This window comes from Anaeroplasma bactoclasticum, from assembly GCF_003550015.1.
In the GTDB taxonomy this organism is placed as follows: Bacteria; Bacillota_I; Bacilli_A; order Acholeplasmatales; family Anaeroplasmataceae; genus Anaeroplasma; species Anaeroplasma bactoclasticum.
Map to the genome: position 1 here is coordinate 24,238 of NZ_QXEV01000001.1, position 25,066 is coordinate 49,303.

Annotated in this window: 19 protein-coding genes; all 19 read left to right on the top strand. The window is 31.1% G+C overall.

All coding sequences use genetic code 11. The features are described from left to right. Positions 1 to 33: 33 nt before the first annotated feature. Complete coding sequence (locus tag EI71_RS00110) at positions 34 to 2,079, top strand: DUF1295 domain-containing protein (RefSeq protein WP_119015209.1); 2,046 nt, start codon at positions 34 to 36, stop codon at positions 2,077 to 2,079. 106 nt (positions 2,080 to 2,185) lie between these two features. Further along, positions 2,186 to 3,595: an amidophosphoribosyltransferase gene (locus EI71_RS00115; protein ID WP_119015210.1), complete on the top strand. Its 1,410-nt coding sequence runs from the start codon at positions 2,186 to 2,188 to the stop codon at positions 3,593 to 3,595. A 92-nt stretch (positions 3,596 to 3,687) separates the two neighbouring features. Continuing rightward, the gene (locus tag EI71_RS00120) at positions 3,688 to 4,467 is read left to right on the top strand and encodes a 1-acyl-sn-glycerol-3-phosphate acyltransferase (protein ID WP_119015211.1); all 780 of its coding nucleotides are present in this window, start codon (positions 3,688 to 3,690) and stop codon (positions 4,465 to 4,467) included. Continuing rightward, the gene (locus tag EI71_RS00125; protein ID WP_119015212.1) at positions 4,460 to 5,287 is read left to right on the top strand and encodes a glycosyltransferase; all 828 of its coding nucleotides are present in this window, start codon (positions 4,460 to 4,462) and stop codon (positions 5,285 to 5,287) included. The genes EI71_RS00120 and EI71_RS00125 overlap by 8 nt, the downstream gene beginning before the upstream one ends. 96 nt (positions 5,288 to 5,383) lie before the next feature. Further along, the gene (locus EI71_RS00130; RefSeq protein WP_119015213.1) at positions 5,384 to 6,676 is read left to right on the top strand and encodes an alpha-amylase family glycosyl hydrolase; all 1,293 of its coding nucleotides are present in this window, start codon (positions 5,384 to 5,386) and stop codon (positions 6,674 to 6,676) included. Positions 6,677 to 6,730: 54 nt separating this feature from the next. Then, complete coding sequence (locus EI71_RS00135) at positions 6,731 to 7,369, top strand: YgjV family protein (protein ID WP_119015214.1); 639 nt, start codon at positions 6,731 to 6,733, stop codon at positions 7,367 to 7,369. A gap of 443 nt (positions 7,370 to 7,812) precedes the next feature. Further along, the gene (locus EI71_RS00145; protein ID WP_119015216.1) at positions 7,813 to 9,810 is read left to right on the top strand and encodes a clostripain-related cysteine peptidase; all 1,998 of its coding nucleotides are present in this window, start codon (positions 7,813 to 7,815) and stop codon (positions 9,808 to 9,810) included. A gap of 106 nt (positions 9,811 to 9,916) precedes the next feature. Continuing rightward, the gene (locus tag EI71_RS00150) at positions 9,917 to 10,255 is read left to right on the top strand and encodes a zinc ribbon domain-containing protein (RefSeq protein ID WP_119015217.1); all 339 of its coding nucleotides are present in this window, start codon (positions 9,917 to 9,919) and stop codon (positions 10,253 to 10,255) included. Between the two features lie 207 nt (positions 10,256 to 10,462). After that, complete coding sequence (locus EI71_RS00155; protein ID WP_211320980.1) at positions 10,463 to 11,947, top strand: NAD(P)/FAD-dependent oxidoreductase; 1,485 nt, start codon at positions 10,463 to 10,465, stop codon at positions 11,945 to 11,947. Then, entirely contained in the window at positions 11,934 to 13,187 is a 1,254-nt protein-coding gene (locus tag EI71_RS00160; protein ID WP_119015219.1) for an NAD(P)/FAD-dependent oxidoreductase, read from the top strand. Before EI71_RS00155 ends, EI71_RS00160 begins: the two co-directional genes overlap by 14 nt. A gap of 1 nt (position 13,188) precedes the next feature. Continuing rightward, positions 13,189 to 13,530 carry a DUF1667 domain-containing protein gene (locus EI71_RS00165; RefSeq protein WP_119015220.1) on the top strand — a complete coding sequence of 114 codons (342 nt, stop codon included), beginning with the start codon at positions 13,189 to 13,191 and terminating at the stop codon, positions 13,528 to 13,530. 8 nt (positions 13,531 to 13,538) lie between these two features. After that, positions 13,539 to 15,047, top strand: a complete 1,509-nt coding sequence (gene glpK, locus EI71_RS00170) for a glycerol kinase GlpK (RefSeq protein ID WP_119015221.1) — start codon at positions 13,539 to 13,541, stop codon at positions 15,045 to 15,047. Between the two features lie 115 nt (positions 15,048 to 15,162). Then, positions 15,163 to 15,954 (top strand): hypothetical protein, encoded by a 792-nt coding sequence (locus EI71_RS00175; RefSeq protein ID WP_119015222.1) that lies wholly within the window; start codon positions 15,163 to 15,165, stop codon positions 15,952 to 15,954. A gap of 40 nt (positions 15,955 to 15,994) precedes the next feature. Next, positions 15,995 to 16,651 (top strand): YjjG family noncanonical pyrimidine nucleotidase, encoded by a 657-nt coding sequence (locus EI71_RS00180; RefSeq protein ID WP_119015223.1) that lies wholly within the window; start codon positions 15,995 to 15,997, stop codon positions 16,649 to 16,651. Positions 16,652 to 16,772: 121 nt separating this feature from the next. Then, a complete protein-coding gene (gene rpsP / locus EI71_RS00185) occupies positions 16,773 to 17,018 on the top strand; it encodes a 30S ribosomal protein S16 (RefSeq protein WP_119015224.1) in 246 nt (81 codons plus the stop codon). Between the two features lie 11 nt (positions 17,019 to 17,029). Further along, a complete protein-coding gene (locus EI71_RS00190) occupies positions 17,030 to 17,275 on the top strand; it encodes a KH domain-containing protein (protein ID WP_119015225.1) in 246 nt (81 codons plus the stop codon). Positions 17,276 to 17,354: 79 nt separating this feature from the next. Beyond that, positions 17,355 to 19,490 carry an alpha-amylase family glycosyl hydrolase gene (locus tag EI71_RS00195; RefSeq protein WP_119015226.1) on the top strand — a complete coding sequence of 712 codons (2,136 nt, stop codon included), beginning with the start codon at positions 17,355 to 17,357 and terminating at the stop codon, positions 19,488 to 19,490. A 121-nt stretch (positions 19,491 to 19,611) separates the two neighbouring features. Further along, the gene (locus EI71_RS00200; RefSeq protein WP_119015227.1) at positions 19,612 to 21,954 is read left to right on the top strand and encodes a PD-(D/E)XK nuclease family protein; all 2,343 of its coding nucleotides are present in this window, start codon (positions 19,612 to 19,614) and stop codon (positions 21,952 to 21,954) included. A gap of 1 nt (position 21,955) precedes the next feature. Then, positions 21,956 to 25,039 (top strand): UvrD-helicase domain-containing protein, encoded by a 3,084-nt coding sequence (locus EI71_RS00205; RefSeq protein WP_119015228.1) that lies wholly within the window; start codon positions 21,956 to 21,958, stop codon positions 25,037 to 25,039. Positions 25,040 to 25,066: the final 27 nt, after the last annotated feature.

Genomic DNA, 25,066 nt, shown 5'->3' on the forward strand with positions numbered 1-25,066 from the left:
GCCCATAAGGGCTCTTTTTCAGGAGTTGGTATAATGAGTGAAGCAGAAAAAAAGAAAAAGTTTATAGGCATTTGCTTCTTAGGAATCATATATATTGTTGCGTTTTTCTTAGGAATATTAATGTTCCTATTTACTGCAGGATATATGAATGATTTATGGAGACTACTAATATCTTCTATGACATCTATGGTAGTTATCTATATTGTTGGAATGGTATTTAATACCTCAAGCTTTATAGACCCTTATTGGAGCTTACAAACACCTGTATATATGTTATTTTTAATGATATATTATAATGCCTTCAATGTAGGTACTATATTATTCTTTTCTGTATTTACTTTCTGGGCTATAAGATTGACCTTCAACTTTTTAAGAAATTATACTGGTCTTCATTATGAGGATTGGAGATATAGAAATGCTAAAAAGAGATTTAAGGGCTTCTATTTTATTATTAGCTTTTTCGCATTTCACCTATTAACAACTCTGTCTGTATTTGCATCCTCCTTGCCAATGTATTATTACATCATTGATGGATTAGATTTTGGCTTATGGCAGTTAATTGGTTTAATTATTATGACACTTGCGGTATATGTTGAAACACAAGCCGATAGTGAAATGTATCATTTTAGAAAGAATAGAAGTAGTGCTTCTTTAGTTTATGATAAAAAGCTATGGAAGCATGTAAGGCATCCCAATTACTTAGCTGAATTTATTCTTTGGGCGGGCGCTTCCTATGTTTATATAAGTGCGGCCCCATACGATTGGTTCTTTATATTCTGTAGTATGCCTGTAATATTTTTAATTATTGTTGCGACATTTATTGCAGAAAAGCATTATTTAAGCTATAAGCCAGATTATAAGATTTATAAGAAGAATACATTTATGTATTTACCTATTCCTAAAAAGAGGATACCTTATTTAAACGATAATAATAAGGCTTGGGTAACCTTCTATGGACAGGCACAATCTAAGGGTAGACCGGATGCGATGAGATACGCTAAGGATTTAACCTTAAGATATCCTATCTTTGTCCCATTTGGAGGAAGCCATATAAGAATTACTTTAGATAATTACTGTGTCGATGAGGATATCCATATTGACCATGTGGTTATTGCAAGAGGTAAAAGCTTATCGGATTTACAAGAAGACCCTATCTATGTGACATTCCAAGGAGAAAGAAGAGTTCATATTTATCCTCATATGGAAATTACATCAGATCCAATTCCATATAAAATGGAATCGGATGAATATTTAATTGTAAATATTTATATTAAGGGATGCTGTAATTTAACTGGCTGTGTAGATATTATAGGTCCATTATCGAAAGGATATTTTGCCTATGGAGATCAAAGCTTAAAAGAATCCTTAGATAAAAACACATCCAAATCCTTTAGCTGGGTTCATTTTATTTCTAATATCGATATTTATACAGATAAAACCAATGAATGTGTCGTTTGTTATGGAGATTCTATTACAAGCCAGGATTGGCCAGATTATATGGAGCTTCATTTAAGAGAAATGGGCATTAAAAATGTTGCAGTGGTAAGAAAGGCTGTATCTGGTACTCGTATATTAAGAGAATATGATTGTATAACCTATCAATCCTATGGCTTAATGGGTAAAAAAAGATTTTATCATGAAGTATCTAGTGTTTCTGGCTGTAAGAAGGTAATTATTCAGCATGGTATTAATGATATTATTCATCCAGTTGGAGAGGATATCAATCCATTTAGACCAATGAGTGATATGCCAACAAGCGAAGATTTAATTACAGGTCTTGAAAGATATCAAAAAATTGCAGAAAGATTAAAATTAGAAACCTATTATGGTAATTTACTTCCAATTTATAACTGGAGAACCTATGCTAAATTTAGAGAAGATGTTAAGAATGAAGTAAATGATTGGATTAGAAAGCAACCTAATTTTATTGATTTTGAAAATGAAATTGGTAAAAAGGAAGATGGTATTTGGTATTTTAAGGATGAAATGGATTCATCTGACCATTTGCATCCATCCAAAAAAGCATATCAAGCAATGGGTAATCTAGCTGCAGAGGTACTATATTCCAATAATAAATAATTTGCTAAAGCGTTTTATTTGAGAAGAGTAACAAAATACTCTTCTTTTTTTTATTCCCTTTTGTTAAAATGATGATAGTTGTTTTTGTTTTAGCGGAGGAAAAAATATGGGCGGATTTTTCGGGGCAGTATCCAAAAAAGATTGTGTCTTTGATTTATTCTTTGGAATTGATTACCACTCTCATTTAGGTACTAGAAGAGGTGGTATGGTCGTTTTAAATGAAAAAGGCTTTAACCGTTCGATTCATAATATCGAGAATGCACCATTTAGAACAAAGTTCGAAAAAGATGTATTAGATATGAAGGGGAATATGGGTATTGGATGTATATCTGATTATGAGCCTCAGCCTCTTTTAGTCAGAAGCCATCATGGTACATATGCCATTACTACAGTTGGTAAGATTAATAATACAAAGGAAATTGTAGATGAACTATTTAAAAATGGCTTTTCTCACTTTTTAGAGATGAGTGGTGGAGATATTAATCCAACAGAGCTTGTCGCAAGTATTATTAACCAAAAGGAAAACTTAATTGATGGTTTAAAATATGTACAAGAATTAGTGGATGGTTCTATTACTTTATTATTATTAAATGAAAAGGGGATTTATGTTTCAAGGGATAAGTATGGTAGAACTCCTGCTTCTATAGGATATAAGGAGGATGGAGATTATTGTGTTACCTTTGAATCATTCGCATATCTAAATTTAGGATATAAGCCATATAAAGAATTAGGTCCTGGTGAGATTTGTATTATTTCTAAGGATGAGGGTGTAAAAACCTTAGTAGCACCAGGAAATAAAATGAGAATTTGTACATTCCTATGGGTATATTATGGATATCCATCTTCAAGCTATGAAGGCTTAAGTGTAGAGAAGATGAGAAATTCTTGTGGTAAATATATGGCAAGAAGAAATACAGTTAGACCTGATTGTGTTGCGGGTGTACCAGATTCAGGTATGGCACATGCGATTGGTTATGCCAATGAAAGTGGTATTCCTTTTGCTAGACCATTTATTAAATATACTCCTACATGGCCTAGATCCTTTATGCCAACTATGCAGGAAAAGAGAAATTTAATTGCTAAAATGAAGCTTATTCCTGTCCATGATTTAATTGAAGGAAAAAGATTAATGCTTATTGATGATTCCATTGTAAGAGGAACTCAGATGAGAGAAACTACAGAATTCCTATATAAAAGTGGAGCGAAAGAGGTACATATTCGTAGTGCTTGTCCACCACTTGTTTATGGATGTAAGTATTTGAATTTCTCTAGATCGAAATCCGAAATGGAGCTTATTACAAGAAAAACTATTTTAAAGCTTGAGGGTAATACAAATCCAGAAACATTAAAGGAATATACAAATCCAGATTCAAATAAATATAAAACAATGGTAGAAGAAATTGGAAAAGAATTACATTTCACATCCTTACAGTTTAATCGTTTAGATGATTTAAAGAAGGCTTGTGAAATTGATGAGGATAAGCTTTGTACATATTGTTGGGATGGTAAAGAGTAAGAGACTTTTAGTCTCTTTTTCTTTATTTGTCAAACTTGACAAATTATTATATTTATAATAAACTAAATCAGCGTTATAGAAAGGAGAGCATTATGGATAAGGTTATTTATTATTCTGATGAATTAAATGATGAATTTTCAGAAGCTAAAATAGAGCCTAGGGTTATTGATGGATCTTATGTATATGTATATAAGAGCCTATGGAAAAAATTCACCCATTTCTTTTGGCTTAGAATTGTTGCTCATCCAATTGCCTCTTGTTATTTAATATTTAAATATCATCATAAATTTATTAATAAAAAAGTAATAAAGCCATATAAAAAGGATGCATACTTTATATATGGAAATCATACACACAATATTTGTGATGCCTTTATCCCACCAAAGATTTCTGGTTGGACAGATGCTCACGTTATTGTAAATCCTGAAAATGTATCGATTAAGGGTATGGGTAATGTTGTGGAATCCTTAGGTGGAGTGCCACTACCTTCCAATAAAGATGCAATGAAAAATTTTATCTCCTGTATCGAAACAAGAGTAAAAGAAAAGAAGGTTATTGCAATTTATCCTGAGGCTCATATTTGGCCGTTTTATACAAAAATTAGACCATTTAAGGATATGTCATTTAGATATCCTGTAGAATATAATAAGCCAGTATTTTCTTATACAAATGTTTATTTAAAGCGTAAGCATGGTAAAACTCCTACGATTCATACATATATCGATGGCCCATTCTTCCCAGATACTACTTTATCTAAGCCAGAGGCAAGAAAAAAGCTTAGGGACCAGGTATATAATCAAATGGTTTTAAGAAGTAAGGAAAATACAGTAGAGATTATAAAATATATTAAGAAGGAGGAATCCCATGATTAATGTATTATTTTGTGGAAATGATAAGGTTTTTGATGGAATGCTAACAACAATGCTTTCTATATTTGAAAGAACCAAAACAAAGGAGCCTTTTCATTTTTATATTTATACAATGGATGTTTCTTATTTAAATCCAAAATATTTAGCTTTAACGAATGAAATGGGAGAATTCCTAGATAGTGTTGCTAAAAGATATAATCAAGATAATCAGGTTACAGTAGTAGATGTATTCCCATATTATAAGGCTGAATTTGCAGGAAGCCCTAATGAGGGATGCTATTGCAGTCCATATACCTTATTAAGATTATTTGCAGATATGGTACCAAATATGCCAGATAAGCTTTTATATTTAGATTGTGATTTAATGTTTAATCGTGATATAGAGCTTATATGGAATATTGATGTTAATGGCTATGAATATGCAGCTGCAAGAGATCATTATGGTAAATATTTAATTCAACCAAATTATATTAATGCAGGTGTATTATTATTTAATTTAGCACATATGAAGGAAACTGGTCTTTTAGATAAGGCAAGACAATTAATTAAAACAAAGAAGCTTCCTTTTGCAGATCAATCTGCAATCTTACGTTCTACAACAAAAAAGAGAATGCTTCCTCAAAAATATAATGATCAAAAATTCTTACATAAGAATACAATTATTCGTCATTTTTCTAAAAGATTATTTTGGTTACCTTATCCTCATACTGCAAATATTAAGCAGTGGAAGATTGATGAGGTACATAAGATATTTAAATATCATCAATTTGATGATATCTATGAGGTTTATATAAAACTTAAAAAGGAATTTGAAGCGAAATAGCATTGCAATTTAGCAATGCTTTTTTGTTGTTTAAAATCGTAATCTAAATTATAATAAAAATAAAGGGGTTCTATTAAAAATTTAAGGGGGCATATTATGGCTAAAACTACAAGCATCAGTTTAAGAAATAAAATTATTTATCAGGTTTTCCCAAGACAGTATTCTAAGACTCATGATTTAAAAGGAGTTACTAAGGACTTAGAAAGAATTAAGGGACTAGGTGTAGATATTATTCAGCTTTTACCAGTTCATCCTATTGGAATACTTGCTCGTAAGGGTAAGGTTGGCTCTCCATATTCTATAAAGGATTATCGTGCGATTAATCCAGATTATGGTACAATGGATGATTTAAAGGAATTATTTGATAAGGCACATTCCTTAGGATTGAAGGTTATTATGGATATTGTATTCAATCATACATCTAGAGATTCCATATTAACTATGGAGCATCCAGAATGGTTTTATCATAAGGAAAATGGTGAATTTGCAAATCGTGTAGGAGATTGGAGCGATATTACAGATTTTAAGTTTGAATATCCAGAATTAGAAAAATACTTATGTGATACATTACTTCAATATGTAAGGTTAGGTGTTGATGGCTTTAGATTTGATGTTGCATCCTTAATACCATATAATTTCTTTGCGTATACATTCCCACTTCTTAAAAAAGAGAATCCAGATTTATTCTTTTTAGCAGAAACAATTCATTTATCCTTTGGTAAATATTTAAGAGATATGGGATATGATGCAATTAGTGATCCTGAGGCATTTACATTATTTGATGCAGAATATGAATATGATGTAAATAATCATTTACAAAAATATATGAAGGGTGAGGCTGGAATTCAAGAATATTTATCTAGAGTAGAAGAGCAAGAGGCTCTATATCCTAAGAATTATGTTAAGGTTAGATTCTTAGAAAATCATGATTTTGGTACAGCTAATTCTTTATTAAAGGATGATTTAAGATTAAAGAATTTATTAGTTTTATCTTATTTTACTCGTGGTATGGAATTCTTATTTAATGGAATTGAGGTATGCTCAAGACACCTACCTAATTTATTTGAAACAGATGAAATAAAGTGGAAGGATTATAATAAGAGTGGCATTGTCGATTTAATCATTAAAATGAATGAAATTAAAAAGCATAAGCCATTTATGGATGGCGTATGGAATTATCATATCATTACGGATTCTGTTGTAACTTTATCTTTTAAGGATAAGGATGAAGAGTTAATCGCAATTGTTAATTTAAATCATGCCTCTGGTATGGTAAATACGGAAATTGAAGGAAGATTTAAAAATTTATTAACTGGCGAGGTATTCCCACTAGATAAATACTTAGATATTCAAGAAGAACCTATGGTACTTTTGAAAATTCAAGAATAATTTCTTGTTTAATTTAAAAATCGGTGTATAATAAGCCGGAAGAGGAAAAAGAATATGCCAAAAGAAACTATAAGTATTATTGCGTTAGTTATTTCCTTTATTGGAAATGCTTTATTTACAAGTTCATCTTTGTTTCACAGCAAGAAAAAGATTATTGCAATTCAAAGCTTCTGTCATGGCTTAAATGGTACTGCCCAGCTGATGCAGGGTGGTTATGGCGGAATGGTTCAGGATTACACAATGCTTTTCAAAAACTTTGTCTTATTATTTGTTGACGAAGCGAAGAAGAAGCTAATCTTGTTTATAAATATCTTATGTATTATTATTGCACTAAGCGTTGGTATTGTTGCAATTCAACTATGGACAGAAAAACAATGGTTTCAATATCTACCTGTTGGTGGTATGTTTATATATTCTGTTTGTTCTACATTTGTATTTGCTAAATCTGGCTTATCTAAGAATTTTACTGAGGTATTATTAAAATCAGCATTAATTGTAAATGGTATATGCCAATGTATTTATGGTGTATTATTACCACTCCTACCAAATACAATATTTAATGCGATAACTATTATAATTTCTATTTATTCTATTATTCGAATTGCTATCAAGGTTCATAAGGATAAGAATAAACCTAAAGAGGATATAGAAGATTTATATCAAGAAGAAAACATAATTAATGAAGAAGAATAGAAGCGAATTTTCGCTTCTTTTTTTTGCTTTTATAAGTCATATCATATATTTTAAGCAAGTGTCTTGCCTTTGTATAAATATAGGCATAAAGATTATTTTACAAAACAGACAGTTCGTTGTATTTTGTTTGAATGTTTGTATGAAATGTGTTACTTTTCCGAATAAAATTTCGTTTATTCACAAATTAAGGCATTTTGTTAATCAAAAAATGAATAAAATCAAATATTTTTGAATAATGTTTCAAAATAATGTTGATATTTTGAATAAAGTGTGTATAATACATAATAAGGGATGCGAGTTATGGGATCACTTAGGGAAAGATTTGTAGTTTTTTTAATAAAAATACAATGATTGGAATGTTTAGTTTTTTGCCGTAAAGGATTAAGCATTTTTTTTATTTTTTAGGGGATTTATAGTTTGTATCTTTTGGAGAGGAGAAAAAAATGAAAAAAATTATTTCAAGAATTGCTTTTGCTTTCATGGCATTTGCTTTAGCGTTCGTTTTCTTAGGACAGGTTTCTGTAAGAACTAGTGCTAGTGAAGTAAAAGCAGAAAGAACTTTAAGAGTTGCTGATACTAATTATAAATTAGTAACTTCAAAATCTCAGTTAGTAGTTGGTAGAAAGGTTATTATTGCTGCAAATAATGCAAATTATGCAGTTTCTGCAACTCAGGGCTCTAGCTATAGAGGAGCTGAGACATTTACAAAATCAGGAAGCTATGCTATTCCATCTTCTAATGTTGGTTTATTCACATTAGCAAATGGTACTAAGAGTGGTACATATGGCTTCTATGATGATAACTATGGATATTTATATTCAACTTCTAATGGTACATTAAAGGCTGATGCTGCACATGATGGTTATTCATCATTCACATTAACTTTTGCAACTAACGGAAATGTTACTGCTAAGGTTTATAGCAAGTCATTATATATTAGATATTATTCTGGAAGTGTTGCTTTCGCATGTAGCACAACTAAGAGCAATATTTATTTATATCAGGCAGAAGAGGCTACTACAGAGCCAGAACAGCCAACCACAGTAGCAGTTACTGGTGTATCTTTAGATAGAACTAGTGCAACAGTAGAAGCTGGTAAGACTTTTGCTTTAACAGCTACAGTTAAGCCATCTAATGCTACAAATAAGTCTGTAACATGGGCATCTTCTAATACAACTGTAGCTACAGTATCTAATGGTACTGTTACTGCTAGGGCAGCAGGTAGTGCTAATATTACAGTAACAACTGCTGATGGTGGTTATAAGGCTACTTGTGCAGTTACAGTAACTAAGGCATCTTCTACAGAACCAGAACAGCCAACAACAAACAAGGCTGCTTGGACAATCATGATCTATATGTGTGGTGCTGACTTAGAGTCTAATTATGGTTTAGCTACATCTGATATCCAAGAAATCTTATCTGTAAGTGGACAGCCAAGTGATGTTAATATCATCATCCAGACTGGTGGAGCAAAGAAGTGGAAGACTACTTATGGTATTAATGCAAATTATACTCAGAGATATCATGTTGCAAACAAGAAGTTAGTATTAGATAGCCAAACTTCACTTGTTAACATGGGTCAGGCATCTTCCTTCGCAAGCTTCTTACAGTGGGGCTTAACAAGCTATCCAGCTGAAAAGACTGGTGTAATCATGTGGAACCATGGTGGAGCTATGAGAGGTGTTTGCTACGATGAAAAGAATAGCGATGACTGCTTATTAAACTCTGAGGTTAAGAGTGCATTATCTACTGCATTCGCTAACACTGGTAGAACAGCGAAGTTAGAATTCATCGGTTATGATGCATGCTTAATGAGCGTACAGGATGTTGCTGAATTCAATTCTCAGTATTTCAACTACATGATCGCATCAGAAGAATCTGAATCTGGTTATGGTTGGGATTATGATACTTGGGTAGATGATTTATATGCAAAGAAGAGCACTACTACAATCTTAAAGGCTGTTGTTGACGGCTTCATTCAGGACAATGGTGGTACTTATTCATCATCTAATAACCAGACATTAGCTTACTTAAATTTAGCTTATATGGCTGCTTATAAGAATGCTTGGGAGACTATGGCAACTAAGCTTGCTTCTAAGTTAACTTCTTCTAATAAGAATAGCTTCAATACTTTAGTTAAGTCTGTAAAGCATTATGCAGATAGCGATTATACTTACTTCGGTACATTCGATGCTAAGGATTTCGTTAATAAGCTTGCTGCAAATTCTACATTCAACCCAGGTTCTACTTATACTAATGCAGTATTATCTGCTTTCAACAATTTAGTAGAATACAGTTCTTGTGGTAGGGGTGCAGGTAACTCTTATGGCTTATGTATGTTCTGGAGTGTTTCTTCTTACTGTGCTAAGGGAACATACTATACAGCATCTCAGACTAATTTCTCTAACTGGAGAAGCTTAGTTTCTACATACGGCGCATAAAAATTTGGGCATAGGCATAAGGCTTATGCCCATTTTTCTTTACAAGGCTTCCTTTTTAAAATAAAATATAAGTAGAAGATTCGATTTTAAAAAGGGAGGTTCATTTATGTTTTGTACTTGCTGTGGTAAAAAGATTATGGATGGCTGTAATTTTTGTCCGGAATGTGGAGTAAAACTAAATATGAATGCGATAAGAGGGGATGAGCTTAAAAATAGAGTTCCTCTAGGGGAGGCTAGAAATGTAATGCTTATTACAGGAGTTCCTCAAGAATTATATTTTTATAATGGATTATATTATTATGATAAATTCTGTACAAGGCTATTCCCTATTGGTATGATTGCTATGCCATATAGAAATCCAGGCCTTGCAATGCCTTCCTTTTTAGGTTTTGGTATGCTTCATCTTGCTGCCTTTGGGCTTATGAATAAGTGTGGAAAGAAGTAAAGAAAACGAAAATTTGTTTATATTTTTAGAAAGCTTTAGAACGAAAGTTTTAGAGCTTTTTCATATTTTTTCGAAGATTACTATCATAGTGAATTTTTATGACTATCATAGTGATAGAAAAACAATTAATTAGATAGTAAATATTTCATTTTTCTCCTCTGTTAAGTGTTTTAAAATTGTGTCAACAGTGATATAATTAAGTGAGTTATGAGAACGCTTACAAAGGAGATGGAGTATATGTATGATGTCATAATTATCGGTGGAGGAATTACTGGTTCATCTATTGCTTATGAATTTTCGAAATATAATTTAAAGGTTGCAATGGTTGAAGCATCGAATGATGTTGGTGCTTCAACAACAAAGGCAAACTCTGGTATTGTACATGCTGGATATGATCCAAAGCCAGGTACCTTAATGGCAAAATTAAATGTTGAAGGTTCTAAAATGTATAAAGAGCTTGCTCCTAAATTTAATGTCCATTATTCTAATATTGGTTCTTTAGTTATTGGTAAGAAGTCTGATGAAGATAAAATATTAGAATTATATAATAGAGGCTTAGAAAATGGTGTTTCGGATATGTCTATCTTAAGAGGAGAAGAAATATTTAAGCTTGAGCCTAATTTAAATAAGGACATTACTATAGCCTTACTTGCAAAAAGTGCAGCCGTTGTATCTCCTTGGGAGATGTGTTTAGCGTTTAGTGAAAATGCCGTTAGAAATGGTGTTGAATTATTCCTATCCTTCAAGGTTACTAATGTAACTAAGGTGAATGATTATTTTACAGTAGAATCTAAGGATAAGGTTTTAAAGACAAAGTTTGTTATAAACTGTGCAGGTGTATATGCTGATGAAATCTATAATATGGTTTTAAAGGACCAAAAAGGCTTTAAAATCGTTCCTGTAAAGGGAGATTATTATTTATTAGATAAGGAAGAAGGAAAACTTGTAAATCATATTATTTTCCAAACTCCGTCTAGCTTAGGTAAGGGTGTATTAGTTTCTAAAACCTGTCATGGAAATTTAATTGTAGGACCTAATGCAAAAGAGATTATGGATAAAGAAGATGTAGGCGTAGATCAAGAATCTTTAGATTATATTAAAAAAATGGCTAAGAATACTTTAGAGAATATTAATTATAGAAATAATATAAGAAATTTCGCTGGTCTTCGTGCGAAGATTTTAGATTATGATGACTTTTTAATTGGAGATTCCTTAGTTTCTGGATTTATTAATTTTGCAGGTATTAAATCTCCTGGTTTATCTGCAGCTCCTGCCTTTGGTCCTTATGCAAAAAGAATTTTAATGTTCTTAGGATTACCGTTTGAATTAAATAATAAGTTTAAGATAACTCCACTTCCTAAATTCTTTAAGGATATGACAAAAGAAGAAATAGATTCAAAAATTAAAGAAAATGAATTATATGGAAGAATTATTTGTAGATGTGAAACAGTATCGGAAGGCGAAATAGTAGATTCCTTAAAAAGACCAATTCCTGCATTATCTATTGATGCAATTAAAAGAAGATGTAATGCCGGAATGGGAAGATGCCAAGGAGGATTTTGTGGTCCTAAGATATTAGAAATTATGACAAGAGAATTAAATCTTGAGCCAAAGGATATTTTACAGGATAAGGAAGGCACAAATATTGTTTTAGATTATACAAAAGGAGGCATTCACCATGAAGGAATATAATTTAGTAATTATTGGTGCAGGACCTGCTGGATTATCTAGTGCATATGAGGCATATAAGGCTGGAGAGAGAAATATATTAATCATAGAAAGAGATTCTCATTTAGGTGGGATATTAAATCAATGTATTCATAATGGATTTGGACTTCATAGATTTAAAGAGGAATTAACTGGTCCAGAATATGCAATGAAATTCATTGAATTATTAAAAGAAACCAATGTAGAAGTTAAGAGCGACTCTATGGTTATTCATATTACAGAAAATAAAGAAATCCATTATTTAAATACAAAAGAAGGATATCAAGTAATTAAAGCCAAAGCAATTATCTTAGCTATGGGCTGTAGAGAAAGAACTAGAGGAGCTATTTCTATCCCAGGAGATAGATGTAGTGGTGTATTTACTGCTGGTGCTGCTCAAAAGTATTGTAATATGGATGGTTATTTGGTTGGTAAAAGAGTTGTCATTTTAGGCTCTGGTGATATTGGACTTATTATGGCAAGAAGAATGACTTTAGAGGGAGCAAAGGTTTTAGCTGTTGTAGAGCTTATGCCATACTCTAATGGTTTAACTAGAAATGTTGTACAGTGCTTAGAGGATTTTAATATTCCTCTATACTTATCCCATACAGTTACAGATGTTATAGGACATGGAAGAGTTGAAAAGGTAATTGTATCTAAAGTAGATGAGAATAAAAATCCAATTAAGGGTACTGAAATGGAATTTGATTGTGATACATTATTATTATCTGTAGGATTAATTCCTGAAAATGAATTATCTAAAGAAGCTGGTGTTCAATTAGATAAAAGAACAAACGGCCCTATCGTATATGAAAATATGGAAACATCTATTCCTGGTGTATTTGCCTGTGGTAATGTACTTCATGTACATGACCTTGCGGATAATGCATCGATTGAGGCAGGACGTGCTGGAGTTGCTGCTCAAAAATATATTGAAAAAGGTAATGATTTATCTGGATTATGCTTAGAAATAAAGAATGGGGAAGAGGTATCCTATACAGTACCTCAAAAGGTTAGAGTAAATAATTTAGAGGATTCCTTAAATATATTCTTTAGAGTGAGAAGTGTTATGAAGGATAAATATATTTATGCTATATCTAAAGATAAGGTTTTAGCTAAGGTAAAGAGATTATATTTAGCTCCAGGTGAAATGGAATCTATTAAAATACCTAAGGATAAGCTTATGGATTTAGAAGAAGATATTATTATAAAGGTTGGTGACTAAAATGAAGGAATTAATATGTATAACATGTCCAAGAGGATGTCACCTAACTGTAGATGAAGAATTAAAGAAGGTTACAGGTAATTCCTGTAATAGAGGAGAAGCCTATGGGCTTCAAGAGGTATTAGACCCTAAAAGAGTGATTACCTCAACTGTGACAATCCTCGGTGCAGATTTAAAAAGATTACCAGTAAGATGTGATAAGCCTATATCTAAAAAGCTAATGCTAGATGTAATGAAGGTATTAGATACAGTTACTGTAAAATCTCCGGTAAAATGTGGAGATATCATTGTTAAAAATATACTTGGAACGGATGTAAATATTATATCCTCAAGGGATTTATAGGAGGAATTATGGAACAACCTACAAAGAAAAGAAGATATATTATTGCCCTAGATCAGGGAACAACATCCTCACGTGCAGTCGTCTTTGATAATTCAGGTAAAATCGTTCAAGAGGTACAAAAGGAATTTAAACAAATTTACCCTAACCCAGGCTGGGTAGAGCATGATGCGATGGAAATATATGCAAGCCAGTATTCTGTTATGACAGAAGCAATTGCCCAGTGTGGTATTAGACCTTGGCATATATTAGCTATTGGTATAACCAATCAAAGAGAAACTACTATTGCTTGGAATAAAGAAACTGGTAAGCCTATTTATAATGCCATAGTATGGCAATGTAGAAGAACCTCAGCGATTGTAGAAGAGGTTAGAAAGGCAGGACTTCAGGATTATATTAAAGAAAATACTGGTTTAGTATTAGATGCCTATTTTTCTGCAACAAAAATGAAATGGATACTAGATAATGTTGAGGGTGCAAGAGAGCTTGCAGAAAGTGGCAAGCTTATGTTTGGTACTGTAGACACATGGCTTATGTGGAAGCTAACTGAAGGTAAAACTTTCGCAACCGATTATACAAATGCTTCTAGAACTATGCTATTTAATATAAAGAAGCTCGAATGGGATAAGAAGCTTTGTGATTATTTTGGTATTCCAATTTCTTGTCTTCCCGAGGTAAAAAAATCTAGTGATGATTTTGGTACTGTATCTATTTTTGGATACGAAATTCCAATTGCGGGTGTTGCAGGTGACCAGCAGGCAGCCCTTTTTGGTCAAGCTTGCTTTAAAGAAGGCGAAATCAAAAATACCTATGGTACAGGATGCTTCTTACTTATGAATACTGGGTCAAAGTATGTTGAAAGTAAAAATGGCTTAGTTACTACTATAGCTGCAAGCTACAATAATGAAATTCAATATGTTTTGGAAGGATCCGTATTTGTTGGTGGTGCAGTTGTACAGTGGTTAAGGGATGAGCTTCATTTAATTACAGATTCTTCCGATACAGAATATTTTGCACAAAAGGTTAAAGATAATAATGGAGTATATGTTGTACCTGCATTTACAGGTTTAGGTGCTCCACATTGGGATATGTATGCAAGAGGTACAATCTTTGGCCTTACAAGAGGCTGTAATAGAAATCACATCATTCGTGCTTGCCTAGAAGGTATTGCATATCAAACAATGGATGTAATGGATGCAATGAAGCAAGATACTGGCTTAAAGATTTTAGATTTAAAGGTAGATGGTGGTGCATCTAAAAATAATTTCTTAATGCAATTTCAAGCCGATGTATGTGATTGCAAGGTTGAACGTGCAAAGGTAATGGAAACGACAGCTCTAGGTGTTGCATATTTAGCTGGATTAAAGGTTGGAGTATGGAATTCCATCGATGAAATAAGAACTATCTGGGCAGCAGATGCTTGCTATGTGCCAAAAATGGATATAGAGAAAAAGAGAGAATATGTTAAGAAATGGCACAAGGCAGTAAAAATGTGTCAGGGCTGGGAAAAAGAAGAATAAAGCTAATTAGAGACCACCAAGGTCTCTTTTTATTTATTTATTTTGTCTTCTTTTCTTTACATTATTTCTTCTATTTGGTAAAATAGAATAATCTCATTTAAGGAGTTGTGATACTATGTTAACAAAGTGGAAAGAAGGTATCCCATCTTATAAGGATACTGATTTATTAACTAAAAATGATATCTATAAGATGGCAGTAGATTATGTTTCAGAATATGAAGAAGGAAACATAAAGCTTTTTTGCTTTTCTAAGGATTATGATATAAGAACAGGAGTATCTATTACTGGTCGTACTGGCTATGATGTTGTATATATCATGGTAAGATCATCTTTAGCTCCAGAGCAAGTAAAAATGACAGAATTTGAGCGTCATGTATTAATAGCTAAAAGCTTTATTTATGGTCAATCTTGCTATTTTGCATCAGTATCTATTGGTAGTAAGGATGAAGCAAGAAGAGAAAAAGGATTAGCTTTAAAGGATGATGATTATTACTATACATATCAGGGACTTGAGTATGTACCAAGAGCAAACTATAATCAGCATGAGATTTTATTATTACAGGCCTTAGAGGAATTAGGCGTAGGCTATTACATAAAAAATGCGGATAATTTTAAAAAGCTTATTGGGGACGATTGTAAAGTATATTTAGAGGATGGTACTACAATTAGTGGCTATAATAATGTTTGCAAGCATTATGATAAGTGCTTTTTAGCTTTAAAAGAAAAGGGAGTTAAAACAGATTATTTCCTATCTCGTGCAGAAAATGATTCTGTTGTATATATCGAATATGTATCCGATGGCTCTGCAACTGGTACATTAGTATATGCTAAGGTATCTGATGAGGATGGTTTAATTCAAGAATTAAGATATGATTCCCCATTAAAGCATAAGGTTTCATTTAGATAATTAATTTGGGGCAATAAGCCCCTTTTTTTAAGGAGAGTTTATGAAATGTATATTATTTGATATCGATGGAACATTAATGGATTTTAATCAAGCAGAAAGAAATGCTTTTATTAAAACAATAAAAAACTTTACAGATATTATTCCTAATGATGAAGATATAAAGATGTTTTCAGATATAAATGAAAGATTATTTAATGAATTTGCTAAAGGAAATTTAACAAGAATTGAATTTCAAAAGAAAAGATTTAGAGAAATCATGAATCATATGCAAATTGATGGAGATGAAGAAATCTTTAATTTATGCTATAGAAGTGCAATAGAAAAAGAGGCTACACTTTATGATGGAGTAATAGAGGTATTAGATTATTTAAAAGGGAAATATCGATTATTTATTGCATCAAATGGAATGAGTAAGGTTCAATTACAAAGATTAGCTATCGCAAATATAAAGGAATATTTTGAGGACTATTTTATATCCGACGATATAGGCTATGCTAAGCCAGATAAGAATTTCTTTTTAAGAGTAATGGAAAGGGTTGGTAATAATAATCCTAAAGATTACATAATGATTGGAGATAGAATGGATGCGGATATTATAGGTGCAAAAGAAGTTGGAATGGATGGTATTTTATTTACAAAGGATGCTTTAGATTGTACTACAATAAAGACAATAAAGGAATTAAAGAATATTCTTTAAAAAATAATTAATGTGTCAAGAAAAAATAATTAATGTGTCAAGAAAAAATACTTGACACCTTTTTATTTTGTGCTATAATCTTTCTCGTATTATAAAAAACTTAAAAAGGAGTGTATTATATATGGTTAAAATTAGATTACAGAGATTTGGTGCTCATAAGGCTCCTAAATATCGTATTGTTGCAGCAGATTCAAGATCCCCAAGAGATGGTAAGTTCTTAGAGATTTTAGGAACATATAACCCATTAACTAACCCAGCTACAGTAACTGTAGATGCTGAAAAGGTTAACGCTTGGATTGCTAAGGGTGCACAGCCTACAACTACTGTTAAGAACATTTTAGTTGCAAACAAAGTTATCGCTAAGTAAGAGGTTTTGCTATGGTAAAGTTTGAAGAGTTAATTAAAAACTTAATTCTTCCTTTAGTAGCTTATCCTCAGGACGTTGAAATTATACGTTTGAATGATTCTGAAGATGACCTTCAGTATCAGGTAAAGGTAAATCCAAGTGACTTAGGCAGAGTAATTGGTAAGGGTGGCGCTATTGCAAAAGCTATTCGTACTGTATTATATGCTGGAGCTTCTAAAGAAGGAAAGAAGATACACCTAGATATTGACAGTAAGTAAAAAGAGGGGAAAACCCTCTTTTTGTTTTGCAAAAAAATTGTTATAATAGAATAAACAAAACAAAAAAGGAGAAATTTATATGAAAAAATATTTTAGTGTACTTGCATTAAGTCTAGGTGCTTTAGTCTTGGCTTCATGTGGAAATGATGCAGTTTCAACAACGGAAACAGTTGTAACTACTACAGAAACAACAACGGAAACAACAACGGAAACAACAACTACTACAAAACCTACTCCAACAACTACAGTGGATAATCCAATAGATGTGAAAGAGTTTGATTCGGCTGTAACTTTAGGTACAACTAGTGGTGATTATGATTTGGCTGATAATATTCAAGATGGAACAATATTACACGCTTGGAATTGGAGCTATAATACAATTAAAGAAAACCTTCCTGCAATCGCTCAAAGTGGTTACTCTGCAGTACAAACTTCACCAGTACAGCAAAGCAAATCATCAGCTAAAACTGGTGGATGGAAGAGTGAATGGTTTAAATTATATCAGCCAGCTGCATTCAGCATTGCGGCAGATTCTTATTTGGGTACAAAAGAAGAATTGGCAGAAATGTGTGAAGAAGCAGAAAAATATGGTATTAAGGTTATTGTCGATATTGTTTCAAATCATTTAGGCAATAATGAGCAAGGAGATCCACTTTCTATATCTGATGCAGTTGGTACTTATGAACCAGAATTGGTTGCAGATGCTCCATTTGCAAAGTATTTCCATTCCTTTGCTCAAAATGTTAGTGATGATAGTGCATTGACTGTATGCTACTATAGCTTATCTAATCTTCCAGATTTAAATACTTCAAATAAATATGTTCAAGAGAGAGTTGCATCTTTACTTAAGGAATGTATCGATTGTGGTGTTGATGGATTTAGATTTGATGCTGCAAAACATATTGAAACTCCAGATGATGGAGACAGATTTGGTTCTGATTTCTGGCCAACAATTTTAGGTGCTGCTTCTGAGTATTCCAAAGAGAAGTTTGGCAAGGATATGTATTATTATGGAGAAATCTTAAATACTTGTGGTGGTGGAAGAAATTATTCTTTCTATACAAAGTATATGAGTGTTACAGATTCAAAGTATTCTGACAACTGGCGTAAAGGATTAAATGCTACAGCAACAAAGAAAATTTTAGGTAATACAAAGTATTCCTTTAGCGGGGATGGAACTAAGGCTGTTGTTTGGGCTGAATCTCATGATACCTTCGCAGATGGCACAAGTGCTACTCAAAAGCAAGAAGCAATGAACCGTGTTTATGCATTTGAGGCAAGCCGTGGTGGCGCAACTCCTTTATACTTTGCAAGACCTAATGCCGCAACGGGTATGGGTGATATGGGATCTAAGGCTTGGAAGAGTGCTGAAATTGGTGCTGTTAATCGTTTCCATAATGATATGATGGGCGAAAATGAAACTATTTCTTATCAGCCAGGGTTTGTAGTTACAGAACGTGGAGATAAGGGTATGGTTATTATTTCTACAAATCCATTAGCTGTTGCTAAAAACTTCACAGTTAATGCATACGCAATTAAAGATGGAACTTATTATGATCAAGTAACAGGTACTGAGGTTGTTGTATCTGGTGGTGTTGTATCTTCTAGTATTTCTGCTTGCGGAATTATGGTTTTAGAGCAAGTGACACCAACAATTTATCCGACAGTTTCATTAACTGATGAAATTGGTTATTTCTATGATGATTTCTTAGTTCGTGTTGATGTTACTCATGCAACATCAATGTCCTATTCTATTAATGGTGGAGATGCAGTTACATTTAATGGCTCTGCTACTATGACATTAGAACCAGATGCTTCAGGTGTTGCAACACTAACTATTACAGCTTATAATGGTGAATTAAAGACAGAAGAAACATATAGATATTATCAGGTTGAAAGAAAAGAAGGGTATGTTGCAATCTCAGGATTAAGAGATCTTGCAAGCAATAATTATTTAGCTTGGGTATGGCCAACAGGTAAGGCAGGTCATTGGGAAGAAGTTGCTATAGATGGCAATGTTGCATATATTAAAGTTCCTACAGATGCTTCAGGAAACTCATTAATATCTACATCTAACTATTTATTATGTGCGTTCCCTAAGGATTTTGATGTAACTGTATTATATGGAACAAGCGAAGATGTTTGGTCTCAGAAAACAGGACAAACTGCCGATTACTCTATGAATGCTGATGTAATTGAGGTTTCAACAATTTAAACTATATAAAAATTCAGTCTGATTAAAAATCAGGCTGTTTTTTTAAAAAAATTTTTAAAATAGACATCAATAATGTCAATAATGCCTTTATAATGGTAAAAAAATAAGGAGGATAGTCCCTATGCAGCTAAAAGAAGGATTTATCGTATGTGATAATCAAGTAAAATTGAGAATATTATCTAATTTAAAGGAATTTAAAAGATATATGTTTATATCCTATAAGGAGCTTATCCATAAGTTTTATGGATATGTTAAGGAAAATGCTATATTTTCTTTAGTATCTAATTATGGAATATCCTATGACCTAGCAAAAGAATATATGAGGTATGCTCCTTATACGGAAAATAAGGCATATAATGACATAAAGCTAGATAGTCTATATAAAGTTAAATCTTTCCTAGAAAAAGAAGATTTAATAGAAAAAGATCCATATTTCATATATCAATTAAAACAATATCCTATTACCTTTATGGATATTAAGGAAACAAAGGAATTTGAAAAATTAACAAGTGAGTTATCTAAAATAACTGAAGTTATTCTTATGCCTAAGGAAACTAAGAATTATCAGCCTAAGGTATCTGAATATGACACGATTTTAGATGAACTATATGATATATGTAATCAGATTAAAATTCTTCATAAAAAAGGAATAAAGTATTCCAATATCTATTTAATGAATATGAATTCCGATTATGAATTCATTCTAAAAAGACTATCAGAAAGCTATAATATTCCAATTGCTTTTAAGCCAAATAAGAATATCCTACATACTCGCTTTGTAAAAGACTTCCTTAAATTATCTATGGAAAAGGAATCATTTCAGGATATATTAAAAGAATTAAATGATTCCATATTTTTAAAGCCTTTAATTCAATTAATTACTACCTATTCCTTAGAAGACAAAAAGCCTATAGATTATATTGATTTCTTTAAAAAGGCATTTAAATCCTTTAGTTATGAAGAAAAAATATATGAGGATATGGTAAATATATCCAGTTCAACTATTTATGAGGATAATGATTATGTTTTCTATTTAGGCTTAAATCAAGGAATATCTCCTAAAATTTATAAGGATGAGGAATATTTACCAGATAATTTGCTAGAAAAGTTATTCCTTCCAACAAGTATAGAAAAGAATAAAGAGGAAAGAGAAAATCTAATTTCTTTGATAAGAAATACAAAGAATCTTTATCTATCCTATGCAATAAGAAAACAAACCTTAGAATTATTCCCATCAAGTATTATTCAGGAATTAGGATTAGAAACTATAAAAAAGACTCCTCTTTATGGTTATTCCAAAGATGAGGATATGCTAAGATTATCTGTATTATTATCTATTTTTGATAAGACAAAAGAAGAAAATATGGCCCTAGATTATTATGATTTAAGTGATATTCCATATAATACATTTGATAATAAGTTTAAAGGAATAGATAAAGCTCATATGATAGATAGATATAAAGAAGAAGGCTCTATATCCCTATCCTATTCTACAATGAAGTATTATTTTGAATGTCCATTCCATTATTATGCAGAAAAGATATTAGATTTATCCTCTTATGAGGATTCAATCGCAACAAGAATAGGTACCTATTCTCATGCAATATTAGAGGATTCTTATAAAGATGATTTTTCCTTTTTAGATTCTTCTTTAAAGCATAAAGAAGAAGGAATAAAGGATATCGATATAAAAGATGCCAAAAAGGCAAAATTCTATTTTGAGCAGATGAATGAGGTATTAGTAAATTTAATTGAATATAATAAAAACCATGAAGCATTATCTAGCTTAAATAAAGTAGAATGTGAAGCACATATATCTTATATGGAAGGAAATCTTAAATTTCATGGCTTTATTGATAAGCTTTTATATACAGAAATTAATGGCGAAATTTATGCTGCAATTATGGATTATAAAACAGGTAAGGATTTTATTACCCTAGATAATGTAGAAGATGGCTTCCATTTACAGCTTCCTTCCTATATGTTTTTATTATCTAAATATGAAAAATTTAAGGATAAAAAAATCCATATTATTGGTATTTATCTACAAAAGGTAAATCTGATTGCGTTAGATAATTCCAAGGATATCAAAGAACAAAGAGAAAAAAGCTTTAAGCTTCAAGGATTTACTATCCTTGATAAAAGCTTAATTCCTTTACTAGATCCTTCTTATAATAAGAGTGATTATATCCAATCTATGGCTACCATTAAGGATGGCTCTTTTGGTAAATATGCAAAAGTAATGGATGAAGAGGAAGAAAATGAATTGATTCAGCTAGTGGATGTATTTATTCATAGGGTAAGGGATGGAATTATGGACGCATCATTTTCTATTTCTCCAAAAAGAATAAATAACAAGGATCAATCCTGTTTGTTCTGTCCATATAAGGATTTATGCTTTAAAACATATGGGGATTATATTCATTTAAAAGAAAAGAAATTCCAAGATAAGGAGGGTGAATAATATGGGTTGGACTACGGAACAAGATGAAGCTATCCATAAAAGAGGAGAATCGATTATTGTATCTGCAGGAGCAGGTAGTGGTAAAACTGCAGTTTTATCCGAAAGAATATTAGATTATTGCTTAAATGGTGGAGATATAAGAAGAGTCTTAGTTTTAACATTTACTGAAGCTGCGGCAGAGGAAATGAAAGAAAGAATAAGAAAAAAACTTAAAGAAAACAAATTATTTACTCAAGCAGAATATATTGATTCTACATATATAACAACCTTTGATTCTTATTCCTTATCTATTGTAAAAAAATACTATTATAAGCTTGGCTTAGAAAAGGGTATTGCTATTATGGATGGGGCCTTAATTTCTATTAAGAAAAATGAAATTATTCGTGATTTATTTACAGAATATTATTTAATGGAAGATGAATCCTTTTTATCCTTCCTAAGGAAGTATTCTTTGCAAGATGATAAGCAAGTAGCAAATATGGTCTTTGATATGACATCAAGACTTGAGCTTATTGTTGATTTAGATAAATTTATAGAAGAATATGAGGATAGATATTTTTCTAATGAAAAGATAGAAGAAATTCTATCTTCCTATATGGAATATGTAAAAGAAGAGGTTAGAAGCTTTATAGATTCCTTAAAGGAATTGGCGAATGAAGCAAGCTATGATCCAAAATTAGAATCCTTTTATTTACCATTAAGTGAATATTTATCTCATTTATCTATTGATGATACATATTCCAATTTATATCAGCAAATTGCATTATATGAATTTCCAAGAGCTTCTAGATACTTTGATGATAGATTAAAGGAATTACATAAGATTGCTAAAGATAAGCTTGCTTTAATAAAGAAGGATGTATTTAAAGAATATACTACCTTAGATATGATGAGGGATGAAATCTATTCTACAAAGAAGGATGTATTATTCTTATTATCTGTTTGTGATAAGGTATTAAAAAGATTATTTGAATATAAAAAAGAACAAAATATGTTTGGATTTATGGATATTGCAAAGCTTGCGATATCCTTAGTTAAAAATGATTCTTTAGTTAAAGAGGAATTAATGAATTCCTATGATGAGATATTAGTAGATGAATATCAGGATACATCGGATATTCAAGAAGCATTTTTATCTTTACTTGAGAATAATAATCGATATATGGTAGGAGATATTAAACAAGCAATTTACCGCTTCCGTAATGCAAATCCTTATATTTTTAAAGAGAAATATAATAAATATGCAAGCCATGATGGTGGATATAAAATTGATTTAACATATAATTTTAGATCTAGACAGGAAGTATTAGATAATATTAATCAATTGTTTAATTCTTTAATGAGTGATTCTTTAGGTGATGCGAATTATAAAAAGGATCATCAAATGCAATTTGGTCAAAAAGATTATTTGGATTTGAAACAAAATATTGATTTTAATATGGATATTTTATCTTATGAAAAGGATGAAGATATTCCATTTGAACAAGCTGAAATAGAAGCATTTATTATTGCAAGAGATATAAAAGAAAAATTATTAAATGGTAATCAAGCCTTACGTAAGAAGAGCTTTTCTAAGGTATCCTATAATGATTTTGCAATATTAATATCTACTGCAAGTGAATTTTTAACATTTAAAGCTATCTTTGAATATTTAAATATTCCATTATCTATAGAAGCATCCTTAGATTTAAAGGAATCTATTTTACCAACATTATATAAGAATATTTTAACTGTATTATCTGGAATTAAATCAAAGGATTATAGTAAAGAGTATTATCATTCCTTAGCTTCTATAGCTAGAAGCTTCTTATATGAATATAGTGATGAGGATATTTATAGATTAATTTATTTAAAGGAAGATTATCCAATTCTAGAGGATATGAAAAATCTATTAATAACAGATGAAATATCCTATAGTACCCTATTCTATAACATTAATAGTATTATTCATGTTTATGATAAATTATCTAAAATTGGAGATGTTGATTCATCTTTAGTTGTATTAGAGTATATTCATAATATATTTAAGCAATTTGATACCTTAGGCTATGATATTCATGAGGCATCTCTATATTTATCTACTTTATTAGATTCTGGTATTAAAATGGAATATAAGCCTGGTGTATCTGCTTCCGATGCAGTAAGAATTATGACTATTCATAAATCTAAGGGATTAGAGTTCCCATATGTGTATTTCCCATTGCTTACAAAGGGATTCAATCAAGCAGATATGAAACAATCGATAGGTTTATCTATGAAATATGGTATATTTATTCCATTTGTCGATGAGGGGAAATCATCTACAATTATAAAAACTCTATATTCCAAAGAGATTAGAGATGAGGATGTATCTGAAAAAGTTAGATTGCTATATGTTGCCTTAACTCGTGCAAGAGAAAAGATGATTTTACTTCTTCCTAAGGAAGAGATAAAGAATATAAGTCAAAAGAATATCAAGAGCTTTAGTGATATGATTTATTATGCAAATAGCTTATCTAGCTATTTTAAGGATATTCATCTAGAGGATTATCATTTAGAGGATTATAAGGCATCCCTAAAGATGAAATCATCCTTTAATGGAGATTATAAAATAGAATATGAAGAAGATTGTATGCCTAACGAGGTATATAAAACTCAAATTTCAAAGGAATTAAAGGAATTACCTTCAAAGGAATTAAAAAAATCGATTGAGCTTGGTTTAAAATTCCATAGAGTATTAGAGGTTATGGATTTTAAATCGATAGATTTAGATAATATCCCTATGAATCCATTATTAAAGGAGAATTTATCTGTTTTATTAAATGATCCATTATTTCAAAATATACGTAATGGAAAATATTATCAGGAGCATGAATTTGTATTTTCTAAGGATGATTTAAATTATCATGGTATTATTGACCTTATGGTAGAATATTCGGATCATATTGATATTATTGATTATAAGCTTTCGAATGTAGATAGTGATGCTTATAAAAGACAATTAGGTATTTATAAGGATTATGTACAAACTATATCTAGTAAGCAAGTAGATTTATATTTGGTTTCTATTATCAAAAAAGAAATTAAAAAAATTGAATTAGAATAGAAATGGCTTCGGCCATTTTTATTGATT

Coding starts and splice junctions, on each gene's coding strand:
- EI71_RS00195 (WP_119015226.1), top strand. CDS start 17,355: ATGAAAAAATATTTTAGTGTACTTGCATTAAGTCTAGGTGCTTTAGTC.
- EI71_RS00155 (WP_211320980.1), top strand. CDS start 10,463: ATGAGAACGCTTACAAAGGAGATGGAGTATATGTATGATGTCATAATT.
- EI71_RS00175 (WP_119015222.1), top strand. CDS start 15,163: ATGTTAACAAAGTGGAAAGAAGGTATCCCATCTTATAAGGATACTGAT.
- EI71_RS00125 (WP_119015212.1), top strand. CDS start 4,460: ATGATTAATGTATTATTTTGTGGAAATGATAAGGTTTTTGATGGAATG.
- EI71_RS00130 (WP_119015213.1), top strand. CDS start 5,384: ATGGCTAAAACTACAAGCATCAGTTTAAGAAATAAAATTATTTATCAG.
- EI71_RS00120 (WP_119015211.1), top strand. CDS start 3,688: ATGGATAAGGTTATTTATTATTCTGATGAATTAAATGATGAATTTTCA.
- EI71_RS00145 (WP_119015216.1), top strand. CDS start 7,813: ATGAAAAAAATTATTTCAAGAATTGCTTTTGCTTTCATGGCATTTGCT.
- EI71_RS00205 (WP_119015228.1), top strand. CDS start 21,956: ATGGGTTGGACTACGGAACAAGATGAAGCTATCCATAAAAGAGGAGAA.
- EI71_RS00135 (WP_119015214.1), top strand. CDS start 6,731: ATGCCAAAAGAAACTATAAGTATTATTGCGTTAGTTATTTCCTTTATT.
- EI71_RS00160 (WP_119015219.1), top strand. CDS start 11,934: ATGAAGGAATATAATTTAGTAATTATTGGTGCAGGACCTGCTGGATTA.
- EI71_RS00180 (WP_119015223.1), top strand. CDS start 15,995: ATGAAATGTATATTATTTGATATCGATGGAACATTAATGGATTTTAAT.
- EI71_RS00190 (WP_119015225.1), top strand. CDS start 17,030: ATGGTAAAGTTTGAAGAGTTAATTAAAAACTTAATTCTTCCTTTAGTA.
- EI71_RS00110 (WP_119015209.1), top strand. CDS start 34: ATGAGTGAAGCAGAAAAAAAGAAAAAGTTTATAGGCATTTGCTTCTTA.
- glpK (WP_119015221.1), top strand. CDS start 13,539: ATGGAACAACCTACAAAGAAAAGAAGATATATTATTGCCCTAGATCAG.
- EI71_RS00115 (WP_119015210.1), top strand. CDS start 2,186: ATGGGCGGATTTTTCGGGGCAGTATCCAAAAAAGATTGTGTCTTTGAT.
- EI71_RS00165 (WP_119015220.1), top strand. CDS start 13,189: ATGAAGGAATTAATATGTATAACATGTCCAAGAGGATGTCACCTAACT.
- rpsP (WP_119015224.1), top strand. CDS start 16,773: ATGGTTAAAATTAGATTACAGAGATTTGGTGCTCATAAGGCTCCTAAA.
- EI71_RS00200 (WP_119015227.1), top strand. CDS start 19,612: ATGCAGCTAAAAGAAGGATTTATCGTATGTGATAATCAAGTAAAATTG.
- EI71_RS00150 (WP_119015217.1), top strand. CDS start 9,917: ATGTTTTGTACTTGCTGTGGTAAAAAGATTATGGATGGCTGTAATTTT.